Below are 20,317 nucleotides of genomic sequence, written 5' to 3'. Positions count from 1 at the left end.
TCATGTATGCCAGTCGGCGCCACAACCACGCTTAAGGCCGCGAAGGCGGTCAACGCGGCGCGAAACGCATAGCCCTGCGGGGGGGCTGTTTAGCGGCGGGCAACGTCAAACCGCGCTTGGCCAACGATCTGCGACGCACCGTCAACCGTCAGGCGAAAGGCGCGGTTGTTGTAATAAAACGTCAACCGCCAACGCCCTTCATCCTCGCCCACACCCTTTTCACAGCGCGACGTGATCGCATTGGACTGCATCAAACCTTGAACAGCCGATGCCGCAAGTCCGAATGCGTCAGCGATACTTTCGGCGGCAACCACAAAGCCGTTTTCGCCAAGTTCAACCGGCGTCATGACACATGTTTCCAATGGTCATTTGCTGCGGCCACGGTGGCGAAATGGGTAGCGACGACCTGGCTTACAGCGATCAGGGCGGCGGCATCGTCGGCATATTCAGGGCGCATACGGTCGCGCGCCACGGCATCGGGCTGGGTCAGCTTTATCGCCATGCGCGACAGCTTTACAGCAAGGTTATAACCCTCTTCGGGCGTCTTGGTGATCAAAGTCGGAAGCCAGCTTGTCATGATCATATCCTGTGGTTTGATCTTGGTGAAAATTATTCATTTTTTACAGGGCTAGGGTTAAGCACAACATCCGCAATCCAAAATCTGTAAAAAGGTCAGGCTTGCGTGCGGTCTCATCCCTTAAATAGGTATTTACAATACCAATTAACAGGTTTAGATTTCGATGCAATGAAAATTGTCGCAGAGCGCCAAAATGGCAAGGACACTGACCCCCAAACCGCCCATATCCTTGGCCCTGCGGGGCATGATCCGGTGGATCGTGAAGGGCAGTAGGACTGGGCGCGACCCTGACCGACGCCAGTATCAACAAAACTCGAACACACCCGCAAAAGCATCCTTAGAGGCCCTATGACCACGACAGCTGAGCAAATGCGCGCATGGCGCGGCCCCGCAATTTTAACTTACGGGTTTCGCCCGTTCTTTCTGGGCGCGGCCCTCTGGGCCTTTGTGGCAATGGTGCTTTGGGTGCCGATGCTGGCGGGTGGCCTGACGCTGCCAACGGCCTTTGACCCTGTATCCTGGCACGCGCATGAATTTTTGTTTGGCTATGTGTCGGCCGTTGTCGGGGGGTTCTTGCTGACGGCTGTGCCGAATTGGTCAGGGCGGTTGCCCGTTGTTGGCTGGCCCTTGGCCGGGCTGGTCGGGCTTTGGCTGATGGGCCGGGGGGCTGTGATGTTTTCGGCAGGGTGGCCGCCTATGGTGATTGCCATTTTGGACCTTGCGGCGATGGTCACACTCTGGGGCTATCTTGCGCGCGAAATCATCTTGGGGCGCAATTGGAAAAACTTGGTGGTTCTGGCCATCCTGTCAGTCTTGATCCTTGGCAATGCGGTGTTTCATTGGGAGGCCGCGCAGGGGATTTATGCGGCATCGGGGGCCGGGCTGAGAATTGGTTTGGGCGCTGGACTCATGTTGATCGTGCTGATCGGCGGGCGGATCGTACCCTCTTTTACCCGCAACTGGCTGGTTAAGGCGCAATTGCCCGCGCGCCCCGCGCCGATGGGGGCCGTGGACAAGGCCGCAGTGCTTGTCACGCTCGTAGCGATTGGGCTGTGGGTTGTGGCTCCGGCCCTGCCTGCGACAGGTTTGCTGCTGATTTTATGTGCCGGTTTACAAGCGGTACGGCTGTGGCGGTGGCGCGGCTGGCATGCGCGGCGCGAACCGTTGGTTTGGATCTTGCATCTGGCCTACAGCTTTGTCCCTTTGGGCGCGCTGGCGATTGGCGTGGCGATCCTGTGGCCCGACCAATTTGGCACAATTGCAGCCCAGCATCTTTGGATGGCCGGCGCGATTGGCACCATGACCGTTGCGGTGATGACACGCGCCACTTTGGGCCATACCGGACAAGCCCTTACGGCAGGCAAAGGCACGCTGCTGATTTATGCCGCCATTCTTGGTTCTGTTGTGGCGCGGTTTCTGGCGGGGGTTTTTCCGGCGCAGGCATCGGGCTTTTATGATTTGGCGGGGGGGCTGTGGTGCCTTGGCTTTTTGGGCCTGTCGGTCATTTACGGTCCGGCATTGCTGCGCCCTCGGGCCAAAGGTTAAACAATGGGCTGGTCAGAGTATATCCTTGCAGCGGTGGCCTTTCTTGCCACGCATTCCATTCCGCTGCGGCCTGCGATGCGCCAACCGATAGAGCTGCGGATTGGCATGCCGATGTTTTTGATGCTTTATTCGGCGCTGTCGATTGCCGCATTGGGTTGGTTGATCATCGCTGCCGGGCGCGCACCCTATATCGCGCTGTGGGCGTGGGCGCCGTGGCAATTATGGGTGCCACAAGTCGGTATGGCGTTGGTCTGTTTGATCGCCGCCCTTACGCTGGGCAGGCCAAACCCGTTTTCCTTTGGGGGCGCGCGGAACGCTGAATTTAATCCCGCACAACCGGGGCTCATCGGTTGGATGCGACATCCGCTTTTGGTGGTTTTGGCCCTTTGGGCAGGTGTACATATTGTCCCAAACGGCGATCTGGCTCATGTGTTGATGTTTGGCAGTTTTTGCCTGTTTGCGCTATTGGGGATCGTGATGATTGATCGACGCCGCAAGCGCAATATGGGGGCGGCGTGGGTCACGATGCGTGCGCAGACCACCCCTTGGCCCCGCCCCCGACTTTCAACCAACGCCATAATGCGCACAGCTATTGGGGCTGCAATTTATATCGTTTTGATCTGGGCACATCCGGCTTTATTCGGCGTTTACCCCTTTGGCTAACGCCGTTTTCGGTGTCAAAATCAACATCCGTTCCGCCACCGCTGCATCGTTATGGCTTTTCTTGCGTGTCGGACAGACCCGCCATAGAACGGGTGCACACGCATTGAAAGGGCTATTCTTGACGAAATGGGACATCAAAAACAGCCCGATGCGGGTCTTGTGGTTTCTGGTCGGGGCTGTGGCGTTATTACTCGGCGCAGCGGGCGTTATTTTGCCGCTTTTGCCGACCACGCCTTTCGTCATCCTCGCGGCTTTCGCCTTTGGGAAAAGCAGCCCAGTCTTGCAGACAAGGTTGGAACAAAGCCGTCTTTTCGGTCCTGCCATTCGCGACTGGCGGGTATCAGGCGCTATCTCTGCGCGCTACAAAGTGCTGGCTGTGACGATGATGGCCGCGGCGCTGGCGTTTGGCCTGTTCTCCGCCATGCCTTTTGCGGCAAAACTGGTTCAGGTGGCGGCCATTGCGGCCGCTGCGACCTTCGTGCTCAGCCGGCCCGGTTCGGCCAAATAAAACCCCTCAAAAGCCCCGAACTAATCATAAAAACCACGGTTTTGACTGTTGTAGCAACACTTAACGCTTTCCCCGTGTGCGCCTGAACGCCACAGACCGCCCTGCCCAGGCTGGTTTTAAACTGACGGGGCCATTTGGTACGGCTGTGCTGAACATTCGGACAACCCGACCGGACAAGATGATCACCACGACCCCAGCCTTTCCCACGCATCACCCGACCCAATAAAGACCTTGCTGAAAAACAGAGGGTAATCATCAGCGGCCAAACATCAGTATATCCTTGCAGAAGCTATGTTTGGAATTTGCATATATACAAAGATTTTGGCACGTTTGTCCGCAAATTTTCTTATATTTGCGGATTACTGAAGCGCATTGTCTTGCGCTCCTTTACTCACGATAAGTCCGCCTTATCGTGACTCTTGTTTCATGCGCTCATTGCAGGCAACATGGTCTTGAAAATACGCTGGAATCGCCATGAAATCCCCTGCCCTACCCCTTTCCTTTGCCCTAACCCCAGAGGATGAAGCCGCGCTAAGTGACCTTTATCGGCGGGGTACGCCAGACAACACTTTGCGCGCTTGGGAACGCGACTTGGCCTATATTGCCGCGTGGAAGGCCGCAGTGTTTGACCAGCCATTGCACTGGCCCGAAGATGAACGCGTCGCCCTGCGCTTTGTGCTGGACCACGCGATTGATCTGACAGACAGGTTCGGCACATCGGCCCATGATGCCGCAAGCCGGTTAATAACCCTTGGCCTGCGCCGCACGCTGGCCTGCCCTGCCCCCGCAACCTTGGACCGCAAGATCGCAAGCTGGCGGGCCTTTCACCGGATGAAAAACCTCGCCTCGCCCTTTGCGGCGCCTTTGGTTGCCCAAGCACGGGTCAAAGCGCGGCGCGCCAATGCCAAACCCCGCGTGCCGAAATCGCCCCGCCCTATCACCCGCGAGGTGTTGGAAAAGCTGGTGGCGACCTGTGACGACAGCTTGCGCGGCCTGCGCGACCGCGCGGTTTTGATGCTGGCTTTCGGGTCTGGCGGGCGGCGGCGCAGCGAGGTTACGGCGCTTTACCGTGACGATATCGGGACAAAGGATTTCGCCGCGAAAGGCCTGCTTTGGGTCCGCCTGTTAGAAACCAAAACCACCAAGCGCGATGATGCACCGAAATTGCCGCTAAAAGGGCGCGCGGCACGGGCGGTTATGGGATGGATTATTGGGGCAGGCATCACCGATGGGCCGCTGTTTCGTCCCGTATCCAAATCCGACCGCGCCCTGCCCCGCCGTCTGGCCCCCGATGCGATCCGCGTGATTTTGCGGCATCGTTTGGTGTTGGCGGACCTGCCGGTGGATTATGCCACCCCGCACGGGCTGCGCGCGGGGTTTTTGACGCAGGCCGCACTGGATGGCGCACCGCTGGCAGCGGCGATGAAACTGTCGCTCCACCGCTCGGCGATACAAGCCCAAAAATACTATGCCGATGTAGAAATCGAGGATAACCCCGCGACCGATTTGCTGGGCTAACTCCGGTTTCGCGGCGAAACCCTAGGGCAGCTTACCCAGCCAGCGGTTCAATTCATCCATCATCAGATCGGCCAGTTCTCGATCAACATGGGGGCCGCGCAGACGCACCGAAAACCCGTCTTCATGGCGCAGCATTTCCATCGTCACGCCATTGGCAAGCGGCCTTGGCTTGGCTGCGGAATAGGCAAATTTCGGCGCTTTGGGGCGGCCCCCGCGTTCAGGTTCCCGCTCCATCGCCTCGGCCGCGGCGACAAAGGGTTCGATCAGTGCCCATTCGGCGGCAGGCCCCCTGCCCTGATCGCGGATCAAGGCGGTGCGGATGTCTGACACCATGCCCTGACGCAAAGCATGGGCAAGGCGCAAACCGTTGCGTTCAGACATCTCGGTCGGGTGTTTCAGCATATCGCCAAGCTCTTCATGGATCTGGGCAAAGCTGCGGATTTTGGAACGCTTGGATTTAGACGCCGCCGCAAAAATCGTGTCAATCGCGTGGTCGGCAGAGCTGAACGCACCCTGATCGGCAGAAACCACAGCAATGCGGCCGCGTTCATAAGGGGTAAGCTGGGCGCGCAATTCGTTTTCTTCGACCATCGCGGTATAGACAGCGCCCATCTGATCGGGGCTACGCAAAAGCGCCTTGGTGGTCGAAAAGGCTGCCCCGTCTTCGGCAGAAAGTTCGCCCAGAACCGTCATCCGCCGCCAACCCGAAATCAGGCCGTACCGCCCTGCCCCAAGGTCTGCGACCTCAATCGGGGCGCGCATGCCATTGCTGCGGATCGAGGATTTGAGTTCGTCCAACTCTTCTCGGCTCACGACCATGCGGTCGCGGATCAGGTGCGACATGTCGATCGCATCCAAGGGCAGGTCCAAAAGCACCCGACCCTCCTCTAACGCCTTGCGCCAAGCGCTTGCATCGCGGCCATCCTTGGCCATCGTGATGCGGGTTTCGGTGTCCAGCGGGGTCGCGGCGCGGGCGGCATCACCCGCGACCTGCGTGATGGGGGCCGAGGACAGGCCCAGCCGGTCAGGGATAGGTTTCGCCGCGAAACCTGCCTCCATTTCCGCCAATGCGTTCGGGTCAGGGGCTTCGAGCTTTTTACGTTTAGCCATCTGCATTTTCCTTTTCTGCCTGTACATCACGCCACCATGCGCCAATCAAAAGCTGTTTGAATTCGGCATAGGTCCGGTCAAACGCCTCACGGCCGCGCAGATAGGTGTCACGGTTGAAATCGCGGTAATCCGCCTCATAGATGCCATTCACCTGTTCGCCCGCCTGCCCCACCAATGCGGTAAATTCCTGCCGGTATGGTGTCATAAAATCACCAAAATAGGCTTGAATCACATTGGCCAGATCGGTTTGCTGGGCGGCATCAAAGCGGGTGATGATGGCGCGCACCACGTCCCATTCAAACTTTACCTCTGTCAGGCCCAAGGCGCGGCGCTGCGCGTTTTCGCCTTCCTCGATACTGGCAAAGGTAGAATAGAGCATGTCGAAAAACCGGCCTGTGGAGTCAAATTCAAGAAAGGACGCGCCGAGCGGCACCAGCAGAATATCGGCGGCAGCCAGTGAATTAATCGTCAAATAACCGAGCGCGGGCGGGGTATCGAGGAAGACGATGTCGTAGTCGTCAAGAATGCCTTCGTTGGTCAGGAAGTTCCCCAGCGCATCCCACAGCGACCAAGAGCGCAGGCCCATGCGCCAGACGGGGATTTGAAATTCGGCCCAATAGAGGTTCAGTTGCGCGCCGATCAGGTCGATATTTGACCAGTGGGTTTTCTGGATGAGGTTTCGCGGCGAAACCGTCAACGCCTCGGTCAGGGTTTCGTCAAGGGGCAGGGGCGGCAGATCGCCCGCCTCGCGGATCCGGTTTTCGGCCTGCACGGCAAGGGCGTAATCCTTGGCGATGAGGGGGAAGACGGTTTTCCATTCATCCTCGACCTGCCCCCCAAGGATCGACGTCATCGAGGCCTGACTGTCGAGGTCGATCACCAGCACCTTGTACCCATCGAGGGCCGCGGCCATCGCCAGATGGGCGCAGGTGGTGGTTTTGCCCGACCCGCCCTTGAAGTTGGCCACGGCGCAGATTTTGGCCGGTTGGCCTTTGGGGCGGTAGGGTTTGTATTCCTTGGCAGCGGACCCTTCGGCGGCAAAATGGTCACGCAGAGTTAGCACCTCGTCCAATGTGAACCATTTTGCGCCTGCGGTGCCCTCACCCTGGGGCAGGTTTTCATTGGCCTTAAGGACGCGGCGGAAATGGGCAGGGGCGACCGGGATCAGGTATTTCGTAATCTCCCATATCGAGAACTGGCGCAGGCGCTTTTTACCATCTGGCGCATAGCCGCGTTTTGCCAGATCATCGCGGCCACGGGCGCAAAAGGCGGCGGCTTTGGCGAATCGGGTCGTATCAACCGAGGGCCCCAGTTTTTCGGCGGCCTTTGCCGGATCAAGGTTTTGATAGGCGTTGAGGGAGATTTCTGGCTTCTTGCTCATGTCTCATACTTTCTGGTCATGTGCGGCTTTTTGGCTTCTATGCGCGAAACTATGGCACATCCAGTTAAAAGGGGGAACTGGAGAAAACAAGCCGCGGTGAAAGGGCCGAGGAGGTTTCGCGGCGAAACCTATGGGCCGCCTTAACCCTATAAATCTGTCAAAATAACATCCACAAAGGTATGAATCTCTTTCAGAGTCTTTAAGAACTTTGCGTCGAAAAAACAATTTTTTTTCAATGGGTTATGTGTGGTTGGGGACCTGAAAACAGGTCGAACGGTACCAGTATACGGGGGTATAGGTACCCGTTTGCGGGGCCAAGGGAACCCGAATCCGTGGGGAGGGGAACCCGTGTGCAGGGGGGCAAAAAGCCCTGTTTTGACCCGATTACACCCCAAATATAGCGCAAAACCGTAGGGGGCACAGCCGATTAGGGGCGGGTTGGACGGGATTGTTAACGGGCCGAACGGTGAGGGACCCGTCTACGGGATGGGGTGGTCTTGGGGGTGGGGCGTGCCAAAGGTGCCAAGTGGGGGCTTGTCTTTGGGTTCCTAATGGGCAATGGTTTTGGCAAGAGTCGCAAAGCCGGACCTAACCGGCAAGACCATGTGGCAAGAGCAAAAGGCGGCCGTGTGCGGCTGGCAGGGGTAGATGCAGACACAGGCGCTGAAAGGGTCGCTGCGGCGGGCCGAGGTTAAGAAAAATGTCGCGGCCATTCACGTCAGTGGCAAGCTGACGTTGTTGCAGCGCAAGCTGTCGAATGTGTTGTTGCTGAACGCCTATGACACGCTGATCAGCCAGACCAAACATCAGATTGACGCACGAACGCTGTGCCTGATGATCGGCTATAATTCTAATGACATGGAGACGCTGCGGGCGGCCTTGCGCGGGCTGGCCGAGACGGTGGCCGAATGGGATATGCTGGACGAAAAGGGCAAGCAGGAGTGGGGGGTGTCCAGCCTGCTGTCCTATGCCAAGCTGAAATCGGGGGTGTGCGAATATGCCTATTCGCCTGCGCTGGCGGAAAAGCTGCATGACCCCAAGGTGTTTGCGCTGATCAATCTGAACATCCAGAAACGGTTTACCTCGGGGCATGGGCTTGCGCTTTATGAAAATTGCTATCGGTTTGTGCGCACGGGCAGCACGGGATGGTGGCCGATCGAGGTGTTTCGCCGGTTGATGGGGGTAGAGGACAGCGCCTATTACGAAAGTTTCAAGCATCTGAATGCCAAGATCATCAAACCCGCAGTGGATGAGGTGAACCGCACGTCGAACATCGAGATTACGCCCGAGTTTCAAAAGCAGGGCAGGGCGGTGACGGAATTGCGGTTCTTGATCCGCGAGAACAAGCAGCTTGCGATGTTTGATATTGATGATGGGGATGCGGTGCGGGCGAGTGAGACGTACAAGCGGCTGATCGGGCTGGGGGTGTCAGACCGTTTGGCGCGGCAGTGGATACAGGAGCATGGCGAGGAGGCGGTGACGCAAAAGCTGACCTTTGTCAGCGGGCAAAAGAATGTGAAAAGCCCGGTCGGGTATTTGCGCGCTGCGTTGGAAGGCGGGTTCGAGGTGGCAGCACCGGCCCCCCAGATACCGCCTTCGACCGAGGCGTTGGAGGCCGCGCGCAAACGGGCCGAGGCGCAGGCCCGCAAGGATGCCGAGGAAGACGCCCGTTTCGCCGCGCGCGACGAACGCAAGCGGCGGTTTGTGGTGGTCGAAGCGGCGGTCATGCAGCGAAACCCCACGCAGCGCGACGCTGACAAGCGGCTGTTCATGGGGCGGTTGACCAATGATCTGGACCGCGAGGATTTCCGCCGCAATGGCTGGGCCAGCGCGTTGAACGCCGCCGCGATCTTTGACTTTTGGGAAGAGATGACACCGGGCTTGTTTGACACTGCCGGTTAGGTTCGGGTCGTCGGCATCTAGGCTGGGCTTGGCCGGCCAAACGATGGTCGACTTGCACTATAGGCCCGTTGCCCGCACAGGCGGGGAGGAACCGGACGAATGCAATCTGCGAAATACCGGCCAAGGATGACATGAGGATGGACTGCCCTAGGGGATGTTGCGGATTTGGCTGCCTTGGGTATCCTTTGATAGAGCGGATGCCCTGACCGTCGAAAGCAGGGCGCAACGCGAAACCCCCGCCGCGTGATGCGCCGGGGGTCGGGCTTTGGCAGTTCAGGTCAACAGCAAGATGATAATCAGGACTGACAAAGGTGCGCCGAGCAACCAAGCGATAATGACAGGTACTCCTTGTACGAGGAAATTACCGCCCGAAACGGCGAAAACCATTGTTGGCGTCGCGGTGCGTTCCGCCGGTGACAGAGGCGAAATAGGCGGCCGCAGCGCTGACGAGCATTGTTGCAGCAAGACCAAAGGCAGCAATCATCCCGGCAATGCGGGTCTGCTCGATCGCTTTGATCGTCGCTGCCCGTGCTTCAAGCCCGCTTGCTATTGCTGTGTCGACGCGCGCTGTGGCGGCTTCGGTGCTGAGTTGGGTTTCGGCAACAACCACATTTGTCAGGTATTGACGGTCTGCGTCCGGCACTTGGCCCGCAGCGATCCCGTTGGCTAGGATGGCTGCGACCTCTGCTTTTGCTTCGGCGGATCCTTGTGTTGCGTCGCCGCGCAGCAAGGCGGAGCTTGTATAGCTGGTCGCATCGGCAAGGCCAGCGTTTGCAGCGTCAAGGGCCGCACCGGCACTGTCGCCGACGGCCGACAAAGTGCCCGTCACGCCACTTACCGCCAGAAAGCCGCCCATCACGGCACCGACAGCCCAAACAACAACGCCGTGCGCGCCATCGCGGGCCTCTATTTCATCGCTATTGGCATCACCCAAACGGCGGCGCAAACGGCCCGTCAGATACCCACCCGCCGCAAAGCTGCTAACGGCTGTCCAGACCATCCAGATACCACCTGTAATCGTGATCCAGCGGAGCGAAACACCATCGCCAGACACGGGGCTGGCCATCGATAACCCGAGCGCGGCGCCAAAGGACAAAAGTACGATTGTTAGCGCCGTTGCAAGAAATGCGCCCGCAAAGATAGCCGGCCAATCCACATGCCGCAGGTCGCTTTCAATCACTGAAACGGGTGCCCTTGCGGGCGTTTTCACGTAGTCCATGTGTTTGGTTCCTTTCCGGGAAACGCCTTAGGCCAGACCGACAAATGACAAAACGGCCATAACAACGACAATAAGACCGACCAGATAAATAACGCTGTGCATTGGATATCCCTTTCAAACATATGAGGATGGCGGAGGTTAGCGCCAGCATGTCAGATCAACGCGACGTGGCGGGGTTGGTTCCAAGTGGGGCGGGAATTCGAGAGTTTTTTGCGCAAGAGATGTGTGTGAAACCTGTCGGCGCGGTCTTTGGGCAGGCGCGTCAAGCATACGTATTTTTCCGGTCCTTGATGCGCATTTTGACACCTGAGCGGGCTGCATATGTGTCGCGGCGATCCTATCCAGCCTGCGTGACGCTTTCAGGAATTTTTTCCTGCCCGGCCAAATATGGCGCAATCAAGCGCATGGTGCCGATAGGGTTAGGCGGCACATATGGCAAGGCCCGCACTTTACGCGCGGGCCTTTAGGGTCTGTGATGAAAAACCAGACGTTAGTTGGAGTAGGTCGGCATCGCCTCAAGCGCTTCTTTGGTTGCGGTGACATAGACCCGCAAATCAGACCCGTCCGCGTTGCGCAGGACGTTCAGCTCGGACATTTTTACCATGACCGGCTTTTCACCCATACCGAGGAAGCCCCCGACGTCGACAATCACACCGTCAATTTTGCCATCTGTGGACAAGATCAGGTTTGACACCTCGCCGATATCTTTATCGGTTGAATCGTAGACATTTGCCCCTGTCAGTGCCTCGGAGGTAATTTCGGCTGCGGGGACCAAGACATACCCGTCACGCTCGGCATTTGAGGCAGGCGTGCCATCGGCGGCCATTGGCGCGGTGGTTGTGGCCATGCCTGTGCCATACATTGCGGTCCGGGTCCATTCGGGTGCCGTTTCAATCATTGCGCGATTGGCGTTCATCACAACAAACCAATCTTCAGGATTGTCGGCGGTCGCGTCATCGTAAACGAACCGCAGCGCGGTCATATCGACAGCCGTTTGACGCTCTCCCATACCCAGAAAGCCACCAATATCGACAAGAACGGATTCAACACGGCCGTCCTTGGATACGACGACATCATTGATTTCGCCGATATCTTCCCAGCCTTGCTGAATGCCGTTGTAGGAATTGGCATCAACGGCACCTTCCGATGCATAGACACGGGCGCCAATCAGATCGGAGGCATGAACGGCACCTTCGGTCGGCTCTGAGCGAAACATCGAATCCTGCGCCAGAGCAGGCACTGCGAAAACGGCCGCCACAGCGGTTGAAAGCAAAATCTTATGCATGGTTTTCTCCTTGGTTTACAATCTATTGGGGCGTTGCGCCCTCATATTATCAACACAACAGATGCAGGGTCGGTTCCTAAGAAATCTGACAAATTGCAGGACCAGAGGTCGTTTTTTCGAGGCTGCGGGATGGATAGGTTCAATCGTTTCATTGGTGTTTGGGAGGATGACGCGCCCGCGGCTTGTGTGGCGCAAGCACAATCCGGACCGCGCTTGCGATCCGGATGTGCTGGTTTGACAGATTTCAAATCGACCGGGGTCAATGATGGTGCTCGGGGAGCGTTTCGACTTCGTCCCGGGTCAACTGCGTGACCGCGTGAATTGCGCCGACTTCATCCCGCATCACATCCAATTGCGCCAGAGAAAGGGCAACCGGTTTTGCCCCGATCCCAAGGAAACCGCCAACGTCTATGATGGCTTGTGCATTCTGGCCAATGCCGTGCACGTGCGAGATTGTGCCGACGGTGTCGTCATTGCGGTCATAGACCTTGATGCCATCAAGATTGGCGCCGTTCAATTCGGCGGGGTCAAGCCGAGGGTGTTGCGAATGGTCCATATCAGCCTCCTGTGGTTTGGGTTGCCCCTGTCAACGTGGCACGCTGCAAACAGTTCCGGCGGTGCAGTGACGGACTGCGATAAACTTGGCGCGGATGGTGCAGCGCGGGGAACCTTATGGTGATGTGCGCACTTTGAGATGTGTGTCCTTTGCTTTGGGCAAAGCATTGTGCCACCTTGGGTTATTGACGGTGCGCAGGTCCTGCCGCACCAAAAAGGGGCAGCACACCGTGGTGGAATTAAAGCTTGTCAGTTGGAATATTCGCGCGGGCCTTGGCCGGGATTTTCGGCGCCGACCATTGCGCACGATTGACACGATTTCGGCGTTTGATGCGGATGTCGTGGTGCTGCAAGAGGCCGATTTCCGCATGCACCCGCGCCCTGCCGCGTTGCCAAGCGCGCATGGCCGTGTCGGGCCGTTTGAGGTGGTTGACCTGACCCCGACCGGTGTAGGGCTTGGCTGGCACGGGATTGCGGTGCTGAAACGCCCCGGCATTCAAGTTGATGCGATCTATCGCTATGACCTTCCGGCACTTGAACCGCGCGGGGCGGTTGTCGTGGATTTGACCCTTTCGGGCAAGCAGGTGCGGATCGTCGGAGTTCATCTTGGCCTGTTACGGGGCAACCGGCGCAAGCAAATCGCCTTTATCGCGGAACAGCTGCTGAAATTTGACCGCAGGCCCGTCATCATCGCAGGCGATTATAATGAATGGCGCGACCGCTTTGGGTTTGAGACGATGCCGGCCTGGTTACATGTTCATAGCCCCGGCCCCAGTTTCCCGGCGGGGCGGCCAATTCTGCATTTGGACAGGTTGGCGTTCAGCAACGAATTCGAATTGTTGGAAAGCGGGGTGATTGGCGACCGACATGCCGCGATGGCGTCAGATCATCGGCCTGTGCGGGCGCTGTTTCACCTTTTGGAGGGCAAGGGGGCTGGGCTGCAAAAGACCACCCCTAACGGAGCGAAAGGATAAGGGTACAGAATGCTGGTCTTGCTTGCATATGTGATCGGGTTGGTCGTTGCTTGTGCGGCTGCGGTCATGCTTGCCCGCAGGGCCTTTCCGCCGCCGGTCGCAAAACAGCGCGATAACAGCGCGGCCTTGCCACCATCAGCCACCGGTACTTTGGCCCGTGCGGCCGGTCAGGCAATGGATCACCCGACGCAAGGCAAAACAGGGGTGGCCCAGTTGCAGCATGGGAAATCCGCCTTTGCGGCGCGCATCGTTCTGGCCAATGTGGCAGTCTCTTCCATTGATGTGCAGTATTATGCGTGGCGCGCGGATTTGACCGGCTACTTGCTGCTTGATGCGTTGCAGCGTGCGGCAAACCGAGGGGTGCGTGTGCGCTTGCTTTTGGATGATAGTGGCACAACGGGGCTCGACCCGGAACTGGCCGCGCTTAATGCCCATCCCAATATCGAGGTACGGCTTTACAACCCTTTTAACCTGCGCCGGTTCAAGCGTCTGTCGCATCTGTTTGATTTCTTTCGGTTGAACCGGCGGATGCACAATAAATCCTTTACCGTTGACGGCCATGCAACCATCATGGGGGGGCGTAATGTTGGGAATGAATATTATGGCACTGGCAATAGTGTGTTGTTCTTTGATCTTGACGTGTTGGCGATCGGCGCGATTGTTAGTGAAGTTTCGGCCGATTTCGACAAATATTGGGCCGCGCCTTGTGTCCATTTGGCCAGCCTTGTTCTGGGTCAAAACCATAGCGCTGATCCAATCGCCAAAGGGCTCGCGCGGTTTGAAGGCGATCCACAATATGCCGATTATTGCAATCTGACAGAGAGTGCAGAGTTTGAATCCGCATTGGCCAAAGGTGATCTGGGGTTGGAATGGGCGCATGTGCTGCTGATCAGTGATGACCCTGTGAAAGGGGAAGGTGCCGTTCCGCGTGAAGACCTGCTTGCCGTGCGCCTGATGAAAGCTGTGGGGAAGATCGAGACGAAATTTGACGGCATTTCACCCTATCTTGTGCCGGGGCGGGCGGGGGTCAATGCCTTTGCCAAACTTACGGCCAAAGGGGTTTCGGTGCGTATGTTGACGAACTCGCTTGATGCCACGGATATGCTGCCCGTCCATGCCGGTTATGCCAAGCGGCGGATGCAGATGCTGCGCAGGGGTGTCGGCCTTTTTGAATTACACGCCCAACCCGGCACCAAAATTCCAAAAGCCAAGATCGGCCCGTTTGGATCATCCGGGTCCAGCTTGCACGCCAAGACCTTTGCGGTTGATGGCAAGCGCATCTTTATCGGCTCGTTCAATTTCGACCCGCGCTCTACCACGTTGAATACAGAAATGGGGCTGCTGATCCAAAGCGAAGACATGGCCAATGGTTTGCACAGCGCATTTGATCAAGGTTTGGCCGGAATTGCATGGCGCGTTGAAAAACGCGGGCTGAGGCTGGTTTGGATCGCGCCTGAAAGCGGCGAAGTTTGTAAGCATGAACCTGGAACCACCCTTGTCAGGCGCATCGCCATAGCGCTTATCGGTTGGCTGCCGGTTGAGTGGCTGTTGTGATGTCCGGTTATAAGATGCTTTTGCAAACGGTTTGGCGGTCAGCGCACCAATGCGTCGCGGCTTTGGTGTCTTGTGTGATCGCGAATTGGAATGGAACTGCTCTGCGCCTTATCGGTTAACCCATGACCCTAATGGAACGGAGCGCGATATGACCAAGACACAGATTTTATTTGATCCTGTTCAGATGGGGATTCACAGCCTGCCCAACCGAGTGCTGATGGCGCCATTGACCCGCAACCGCGCGGGGGCGGACGGCGTGCCAAAGGACATGGCGCAAACCTATTATGCACAGCGCGCTTCGGCGGGGTTGATTGTGTCAGAGGCGACCCAGATCTCGGCTATGGGCAAGGGCTATCTGGACACGCCTGGGATTTACAACGAAGCGCAAGCCGAGGCTTGGCACAAGATCACTGACGCCGTTCACGCAAAGGGGGGGCGCATCTTTTGCCAGCTTTGGCATGTTGGCCGGATCAGCCACACGTCTTTGCTGCCGGATGGGGCGGGGCCTGTATCATCGTCGGATCGTGCGGCGCACACCCAGACCTTTACAGCCGAGGGTTTTGAAGATTGTTCCAAACCCCGCGCGTTGAGTGTCGAAGAAATTGCCCGTACGGTGCAGGATTACCGCAGTGCCGCGGAATGGGCCAGAAAAGCGAATTTCGACGGGATCGAGGTTCACGGTGCCAATGGTTATTTGCTTGACCAGTTTTTGCAAGACGGCGTGAACGACCGGACGGATGATTATGGCGGCGCGGCCAAGAGCCGAATGCGGTTTTTAGATGAAGTGCTGGATGCGGTAAAGCTGGTTTGGCCCAGCAGCCGCGTTGGCGTGCGCCTGTCGCCCTTGGGGCAGGCCAATGATATTTCCGACAGCGACCCCGAGGCCCTGTTTGGTGCCGTATACAAGATGCTGAGCGGCCATAATCTGGCCTATCTGCATGTCGTGGAATCTTTTCCGGGCAGCAAGGATGTAGAGGATGGCAAAGCCTTGCTGGGCCGGCTTCGCAAGGAATGGGGCGGATTTTACATTGCGAATGGCGGCTATGATGCGCAGTCAGCCGCAGCAGCGATTGGCGAAGGCGCGTCCGATGCTGTGGCTTTTGGTCGGCCTTTCCTTGCCAATCCCGACCTACCTGAACGGTTCCGGCTGGGCGCAACGTTGAACACGCCGGATCAGGATACCTTCTATGGCGGTGATGAACACGGCTATACGGATTACCCGTTTCTGGGCGCGAAAGACGGCGCGCAATAAGGCCGGCACCGCCCCTTTTTTTGCCAAGGCCGAAAGGAATATATCATGACAACGCCCCAAAAACCCGACCCTTATCAGCCTGACGCGCCCGTCGAGGTGCCGGATGACGCGCCACCTGACTTGCCTGTGAATGCGCCGTCGGAACGCCCTGTCGACCCGCCGGTCGAAGCCCCTGATTTGCCGCCGATCGAGTTGCCAGACCCTCCGCCGCTACCGGCTTAGAAAACTGCATTTTCGTGCGAAACCCCACGCCCGCCGGTGGGGCAGGGGGTGAATTTTCGGAACCTTGGTCGTGCCGAGGCGTTAGTATCATAGCCACTCAAACAGGAGAATTACCATGGCCAGCGAAAAAACACCTAAAAAAGACAGCCCCAACGGCGCGTTTGGCGCGACTGGAACGGTTTCACAAGGCGGGCGCGATGGCGGGCGTTTGGCCCGTGACATCGGCACGCAAGATGAGTTGAAGCGCGCGACCGAGCGACCTGCGGGTGCGACGCGTGTCAACAAATCCGATGAAAAAGAAAAGGGGTCATAGGCGATGGCCAAGCTGAAAAACGGCGCTTGGGTATTGGTGGCGGATGGCGAAAAGGCCCTGTTTCTTGTCAATGACGGGGATGAGACCAACCTTGACCTGCGCGTCATTCGTAAGGATGAACAAGACAACCCCCCGACCCGAGAGCAGGCCGCGAACCGCCCCGGTCGGGTGCAGGAAAGCGTAGGTCACGGTGTGTCGGCGATGGCGGATACCGATTGGCATGAGCTGGCCAAAGAACGCTTTGCCATTGATTTGGCGGACCTGCTTTACCACCGCGCCCATGCCGGGCGGTTTGAGCAGTTGGTGATCGTCGCCGCACCGCAAATTCTGGGGGTGCTCCGCGCATCGATCCATTCGACTGTCGCGGATAAATTGGTGATCGAAATTCCAAAACACCTGACCAATCAACCGATCGACAAGATTGAACATCAGGTTGCGGCGGCGGTGTCCCAAGCTGACTGAGAGAACGAAAAGACCTTACTCATGGATAGATTAAGCTTGTTTGTTGCTATGATGACATGGACTTTGGTTTCGGGCTTGGGCTGCCGCTTGCAAAAATGATTTCGGCGCGGATCAAGCGCCAAGACCCCGACTGGGATGAAAAGCGCAACCGCGCCGATCCGACACCGGACGCACAGGTCGATGTTGGTAACGGTGAACCGCGCAGGCGGATTTAAGACGGCGTGGCATCCTTGCCAAACCGCGCCCCCTTGCATGGCCATGCGGCGGTGCAAGGGGCGGGTCTATTGCGTCAGTCTTCCAGCTTGTCGGCCTTTTTCTTGTCGATCAGACCGGCCTCTTCCTCTTTCCGCTTCAAGAAACGGCTGCCATAGCCTTCGAGTTCGTCCGTTGAAATCACGTCGCGCGCGCGGGTAAAGACCTCATCTTCTTCTTCGTCGATATGGTGGTTGTAATCGTGGTGCAGCGTGTTGAATTTATCCAACCAACCGTCGGCATCAATTGCCGTTTTGTTCAGGTCTTCCATCAAATCATCAAGCTGTTGATGCTCGTGAACCGAATGGCGCGCGGTGTCTTGACCCCAAGTTTTTGAAATCAGTTTGGAATAGAATGTCTCTTCCTCGGCGGCGGCATGGGCTTTGACATCGTGATAAAAGTCTTCCCACGCTTTTTTGCGCGCGGCCTTGGTTTTGGAACCGTCCGCAATCGTGGCAAGAAGATCGCGGTGGGCATCGTGGTCGTTTTTTATCGCGTCATAAATCGTTGGCATAATTTTCTCCGATTGATTTGGGTTTGCGGGGGCAAACGTGGACGTTGGGCGGATGGTTCCCAAAACTGCGGGAACGCCATCGCACGCCCTGCGAATAAAACGGCGTTTTCATGGTGATCCATAGATGTGACGTTGCAATCATCGGTGCAGGCACTGCCGGGCTTTTGGTCGAACGCGCGGCCCGGTCGGAAGGGGCCAAAACCCTACTTATGGATGATAAATTTGCCGGAACAGTCTGTGCCACTGCGGGCAGAGCGGGACAGGTTTGTCGCAGGGACGCTGCAAGGGATTGCCGGTTTGTCCGGCTTTATGCCGCCAAACCTGATGGGCAGCTGATCGGGGCAGAGCTGTTTTGCCCCGGTGGCGATCACATGGCGCATCTGTTGGCATGGGCGAAACAGCGCGGCGAAACAGCTTCCAGCCTGCTGGAGATGCCTTTTTACTACCCGACTTTGGAAGCAGGTTTAAAACCCGCCTTGCGGGCCATTTGCCAAGCGAGCACCGGCGGCTTTCCGGTAAATCAGGATGATAGTGACCCGCCGGGGTCATGGGCGCCTGCGCGTGGCATTGAGCGACGGCGTTTTCGTCGCACATCAAGGACCGCGCGGGTTAAGGGCTGCGGTTCGCGTGACAAGACCGGAAAAAGGACAGCCGCAACAAAACACGTGCCCCGCATCCTGATGGTCAAGATGCGGGGTGTTGTGCAAAGATACGGGACAGGTTCTTTGCAATAAGTAGGCCATAACGCCGAGGGAACAACGTGGGAGAGAGATGGCCTGCTTGTGGTTCTAACACCTGACATCCCATTCGGTTCCCGTGACATTTGGATTTCATTAGCCAGCCACCAGCAGTTGCCTTTGATGCAGCAGAGTTGCGCCACTGGCCCGCAGAACCAGCCACAAAGCGTTTGACCCTTGGCGCACGTTCCTTAAACATGGAAAATGTTGTTGGGATTGGGCGGTGTTGGACAAGGTTTCAGACACTGGATTTACCGTCTGTGCGGACAAAAACTTGGACTGTTTTCACGGCATAAGGCCGAGGCTTTTACGGTATTCGATTGGGCTTCGACCAAGGGGTATATTGATGCGTGTTTCGTTATACCAGCGGGTGTAGGCGTCAGCCTCGTCAATAAACTGGGCCGCGGTGAAGGGCTGCCAATCACGAGAATAGAAGAGCTTGGTCTTCAGGCGACCGAAGACGCCTTCAGATGCGGCATTGTCTTGCGAGCTCGCCTTTCGTTGCATCGAACGAACGAGCTTTGCTGCCTTTATACGTTCCAGCCAGACGCGCCAGCGATAGTGGCTTGCGCGATCCCTGTGGATTATGGGTAGCACTTCGCGGTCTGCGATGGTCTCAACCGCTACATCAAGCATAGAGCGTCGGCCTGCTAACTCCGACCTTTTTTGCCAAAGCCTGCGCACTTTCTTGACGGCTATAAAGTCCAACCACAGCAGCTTGTCTCAAGGCGTCAGAGTGATTTCCTGCTCCATTTGCCCCGGTGGAAACCGTCCCGGCCTCAGGAAAGGCCTCGCGCCGCCCGGCCGTCAGCCTAGCCCGGCCAGTAAGCCTAAGGCACGCGGTGTCCATGAAATGCAGCGCCCTTGGCTGGCAAAATACTCTACCGGCACCCGCCTTTGTGCTGCCGAGAATTTAGGCGGGCGCGGCACTGAACGGACCTGCAAATCCTGCCGACGCTCATAGTCTCGATGCCAGCCCTTCGGGGTATTCTTCAATGGATACACAACCTCACGGATGGTGGCCCGCACGCGCTTGATATAAAGCTCAAACGCGCGCATTCGCTCTTCGTAGCGAGACGTGAACTATCTCCAAGATAGTCCAAGTTTTCGCCCGCACCCCCGTTTTTTGCCTGTGCAATTCCAAGTGTGTGGAACTGATCGGGGGGATCTGGGTTGATGCTATGGTATAGCGACTATTTTTGGCTGGATTGCTATCGCATAACAAAGCGGTTTGGTGGACTTTGGCTGTAGAGCCAACCCAAGCCGCCCCGAGTCGTTCTGCATCCGATGGCGTGGTACGGAGTGGCGCGTTGATCTTGAAAGGGTCCTTGATGAAACGAGTGTTGAATTCTACGGCGGCAATTTCTGTGGCATTGATGAACGTGCATCCTTGGCCGTTGATGGCACAAACCCTGACGGATGTTGGCACGATTATCGCGGCAGATGGGACCGTATTGTGCGAGCCGACGGCGGATTTGGTGTGTGATCCGTTGAACGCCGATGTGATCGCGCAAGCCCAAAAGATCCAAGAAGATATGGATGCGGCGGCAGCAGCCCTCGCAGCAGAAGCGCAAGCCAAAGCGGATGCCGAAGCTGCGGTAGCTGCTGAGGCGGAGGCACAAGCCAAGGCAGATGGAGAGGCTGCGGTGGCCGCTGAAGCTGAGGCGCAGGCTAAAGCGGATGCCGAAGCTGCGGTGGCCGCTGAGGCCGAGGCGCAAGCCAAGGCAGATGCCGAAGCTGCGGTGGCCGCTGAAGCTGAGGCGCAAGCCAAGGC

The 20,317-nt window shown here is 57.5% G+C and carries 22 protein-coding genes and 1 pseudogene; 14 read left to right on the top strand and 9 right to left on the bottom strand.

Annotation, left to right across the window (positions count from 1 at the left end; all coding sequences use genetic code 11):
* Positions 1–89: 89 nt before the first annotated feature.
* Together G560_RS0114400 and G560_RS0114395 are read right to left on the bottom strand one after the other, a co-directional pair.
* Complete coding sequence (locus G560_RS0114400) at positions 90–347, bottom strand: DUF6522 family protein (protein ID WP_022705004.1); 258 nt, start codon at positions 345–347, stop codon at positions 90–92.
* Positions 344–577 carry a hexameric tyrosine-coordinated heme protein gene (locus tag G560_RS0114395; RefSeq protein ID WP_028914123.1) on the bottom strand — a complete coding sequence of 78 codons (234 nt, stop codon included), beginning with the start codon at positions 575–577 and terminating at the stop codon, positions 344–346. Before G560_RS0114395 ends, G560_RS0114400 begins: the two co-directional genes overlap by 4 nt.
* Before the next feature lie 348 nt (positions 578–925).
* On the opposite strand from G560_RS0114395, the gene G560_RS0114385 reads away from it, so the two are divergent.
* The 4 genes from G560_RS0114385 to G560_RS0114370 all read left to right on the top strand — a co-directional run bounded on the left by G560_RS0114385 (position 926) and on the right by G560_RS0114370 (position 4,811).
* The gene (locus G560_RS0114385; RefSeq protein WP_022705001.1) at positions 926–2,122 is read left to right on the top strand and encodes an NnrS family protein; all 1,197 of its coding nucleotides are present in this window, start codon (positions 926–928) and stop codon (positions 2,120–2,122) included.
* A 3-nt stretch (positions 2,123–2,125) separates the two neighbouring features.
* A complete protein-coding gene (locus tag G560_RS0114380) occupies positions 2,126–2,785 on the top strand; it encodes an NnrU family protein (protein WP_022705000.1) in 660 nt (219 codons plus the stop codon).
* Positions 2,778–3,293 carry a YbaN family protein gene (locus tag G560_RS0114375; RefSeq protein ID WP_155947303.1) on the top strand — a complete coding sequence of 172 codons (516 nt, stop codon included), beginning with the start codon at positions 2,778–2,780 and terminating at the stop codon, positions 3,291–3,293. The genes G560_RS0114380 and G560_RS0114375 overlap by 8 nt, the downstream gene beginning before the upstream one ends.
* Positions 3,294–3,767: 474 nt before the next feature.
* Positions 3,768–4,811, top strand: a complete 1,044-nt coding sequence (locus G560_RS0114370; protein WP_022704998.1) for a tyrosine-type recombinase/integrase — start codon at positions 3,768–3,770, stop codon at positions 4,809–4,811.
* Between the two features lie 21 nt (positions 4,812–4,832).
* On the opposite strand, the gene G560_RS0114365 is transcribed toward G560_RS0114370, so the two are convergent.
* Both G560_RS0114365 and G560_RS0114360 read right to left on the bottom strand, forming a co-directional pair.
* On the bottom strand, positions 4,833–5,921 hold the full coding sequence (locus tag G560_RS0114365) for a ParB/RepB/Spo0J family partition protein (protein ID WP_022704997.1): 1,089 nt from the start codon (positions 5,919–5,921) through the stop codon (positions 4,833–4,835).
* Positions 5,914–7,302: an AAA family ATPase gene (locus G560_RS0114360; RefSeq protein ID WP_022704996.1), complete on the bottom strand. Its 1,389-nt coding sequence runs from the start codon at positions 7,300–7,302 to the stop codon at positions 5,914–5,916. Before G560_RS0114360 ends, G560_RS0114365 begins: the two co-directional genes overlap by 8 nt.
* 648 nt (positions 7,303–7,950) lie before the next feature.
* Between G560_RS0114360 and G560_RS0114350 the strand changes: the two genes are divergently transcribed.
* Positions 7,951–9,204: a replication initiation protein gene (locus tag G560_RS0114350; RefSeq protein WP_022704994.1), complete on the top strand. Its 1,254-nt coding sequence runs from the start codon at positions 7,951–7,953 to the stop codon at positions 9,202–9,204.
* A gap of 361 nt (positions 9,205–9,565) precedes the next feature.
* On the opposite strand, the gene G560_RS0114340 is transcribed toward G560_RS0114350, so the two are convergent.
* The 3 genes from G560_RS0114340 to G560_RS0114325 form a co-directional block, all read right to left on the bottom strand.
* The gene (locus G560_RS0114340; RefSeq protein WP_022704992.1) at positions 9,566–10,423 is read right to left on the bottom strand and encodes a hypothetical protein; all 858 of its coding nucleotides are present in this window, start codon (positions 10,421–10,423) and stop codon (positions 9,566–9,568) included.
* Positions 10,424–10,913: 490 nt separating this feature from the next.
* Positions 10,914–11,708 (bottom strand): PRC-barrel domain-containing protein, encoded by a 795-nt coding sequence (locus G560_RS0114330; RefSeq protein WP_022704990.1) that lies wholly within the window; start codon positions 11,706–11,708, stop codon positions 10,914–10,916.
* Positions 11,709–11,967: 259 nt separating this feature from the next.
* On the bottom strand, positions 11,968–12,264 hold the full coding sequence (locus G560_RS0114325; RefSeq protein WP_022704989.1) for a PRC-barrel domain-containing protein: 297 nt from the start codon (positions 12,262–12,264) through the stop codon (positions 11,968–11,970).
* 229 nt (positions 12,265–12,493) lie between these two features.
* On the opposite strand from G560_RS0114325, the gene G560_RS19365 reads away from it, so the two are divergent.
* From G560_RS19365 to G560_RS21230, 7 genes are all read left to right on the top strand, one after another.
* Positions 12,494–13,237, top strand: a complete 744-nt coding sequence (locus G560_RS19365; RefSeq protein WP_162140871.1) for an endonuclease/exonuclease/phosphatase family protein — start codon at positions 12,494–12,496, stop codon at positions 13,235–13,237.
* A gap of 9 nt (positions 13,238–13,246) precedes the next feature.
* Positions 13,247–14,791: a phospholipase D family protein gene (locus tag G560_RS0114315; RefSeq protein ID WP_022704987.1), complete on the top strand. Its 1,545-nt coding sequence runs from the start codon at positions 13,247–13,249 to the stop codon at positions 14,789–14,791.
* A 148-nt stretch (positions 14,792–14,939) separates the two neighbouring features.
* Positions 14,940–16,043 (top strand): alkene reductase, encoded by a 1,104-nt coding sequence (locus G560_RS0114310; RefSeq protein ID WP_028914120.1) that lies wholly within the window; start codon positions 14,940–14,942, stop codon positions 16,041–16,043.
* A 45-nt stretch (positions 16,044–16,088) separates the two neighbouring features.
* On the top strand, positions 16,089–16,265 hold the full coding sequence (locus G560_RS21070) for a hypothetical protein (protein WP_022704985.1): 177 nt from the start codon (positions 16,089–16,091) through the stop codon (positions 16,263–16,265).
* A gap of 115 nt (positions 16,266–16,380) precedes the next feature.
* A complete protein-coding gene (locus tag G560_RS19360; protein WP_022704984.1) occupies positions 16,381–16,578 on the top strand; it encodes a hypothetical protein in 198 nt (65 codons plus the stop codon).
* Between the two features lie 3 nt (positions 16,579–16,581).
* A complete protein-coding gene (locus G560_RS0114295) occupies positions 16,582–17,040 on the top strand; it encodes a baeRF12 domain-containing protein (protein WP_022704983.1) in 459 nt (152 codons plus the stop codon).
* 56 nt (positions 17,041–17,096) lie between these two features.
* Positions 17,097–17,255, top strand: coding sequence for a hypothetical protein (locus G560_RS21230; RefSeq protein ID WP_022704982.1), 159 nt, complete (start codon positions 17,097–17,099; stop codon positions 17,253–17,255).
* 74 nt (positions 17,256–17,329) lie between these two features.
* Here G560_RS21230 and G560_RS0114285 read toward each other — a convergent pair whose 3' ends face one another.
* Positions 17,330–17,806, bottom strand: coding sequence for a hemerythrin domain-containing protein (locus tag G560_RS0114285; protein ID WP_022704981.1), 477 nt, complete (start codon positions 17,804–17,806; stop codon positions 17,330–17,332).
* A gap of 371 nt (positions 17,807–18,177) precedes the next feature.
* Between G560_RS0114285 and G560_RS21380 the strand changes: the two genes are divergently transcribed.
* The gene (locus tag G560_RS21380; RefSeq protein ID WP_197082849.1) at positions 18,178–18,540 is read left to right on the top strand and encodes a hypothetical protein; all 363 of its coding nucleotides are present in this window, start codon (positions 18,178–18,180) and stop codon (positions 18,538–18,540) included.
* 288 nt (positions 18,541–18,828) lie between these two features.
* Here the strand turns inward: G560_RS21380 and G560_RS21780 are convergent.
* A pseudogene (locus G560_RS21780) lies at positions 18,829–19,182 on the bottom strand (IS3 family transposase); the annotation flags it as partial.
* A gap of 692 nt (positions 19,183–19,874) precedes the next feature.
* Here G560_RS21780 and G560_RS20380 point away from each other — a divergent pair.
* On the top strand, positions 19,875–20,317 hold a 443-nt coding region (locus G560_RS20380), incomplete at its 3' end, for a hypothetical protein (protein WP_211215448.1).

Source organism: Pseudorhodobacter ferrugineus DSM 5888, assembly GCF_000420745.1.
Taxonomy (GTDB): Bacteria; Pseudomonadota; Alphaproteobacteria; order Rhodobacterales; family Rhodobacteraceae; genus Pseudorhodobacter; species Pseudorhodobacter ferrugineus.
The sequence above is the reverse complement of the archived record's forward strand: the minus strand, read 5'-3'. Positions and strand labels throughout refer to the sequence as shown.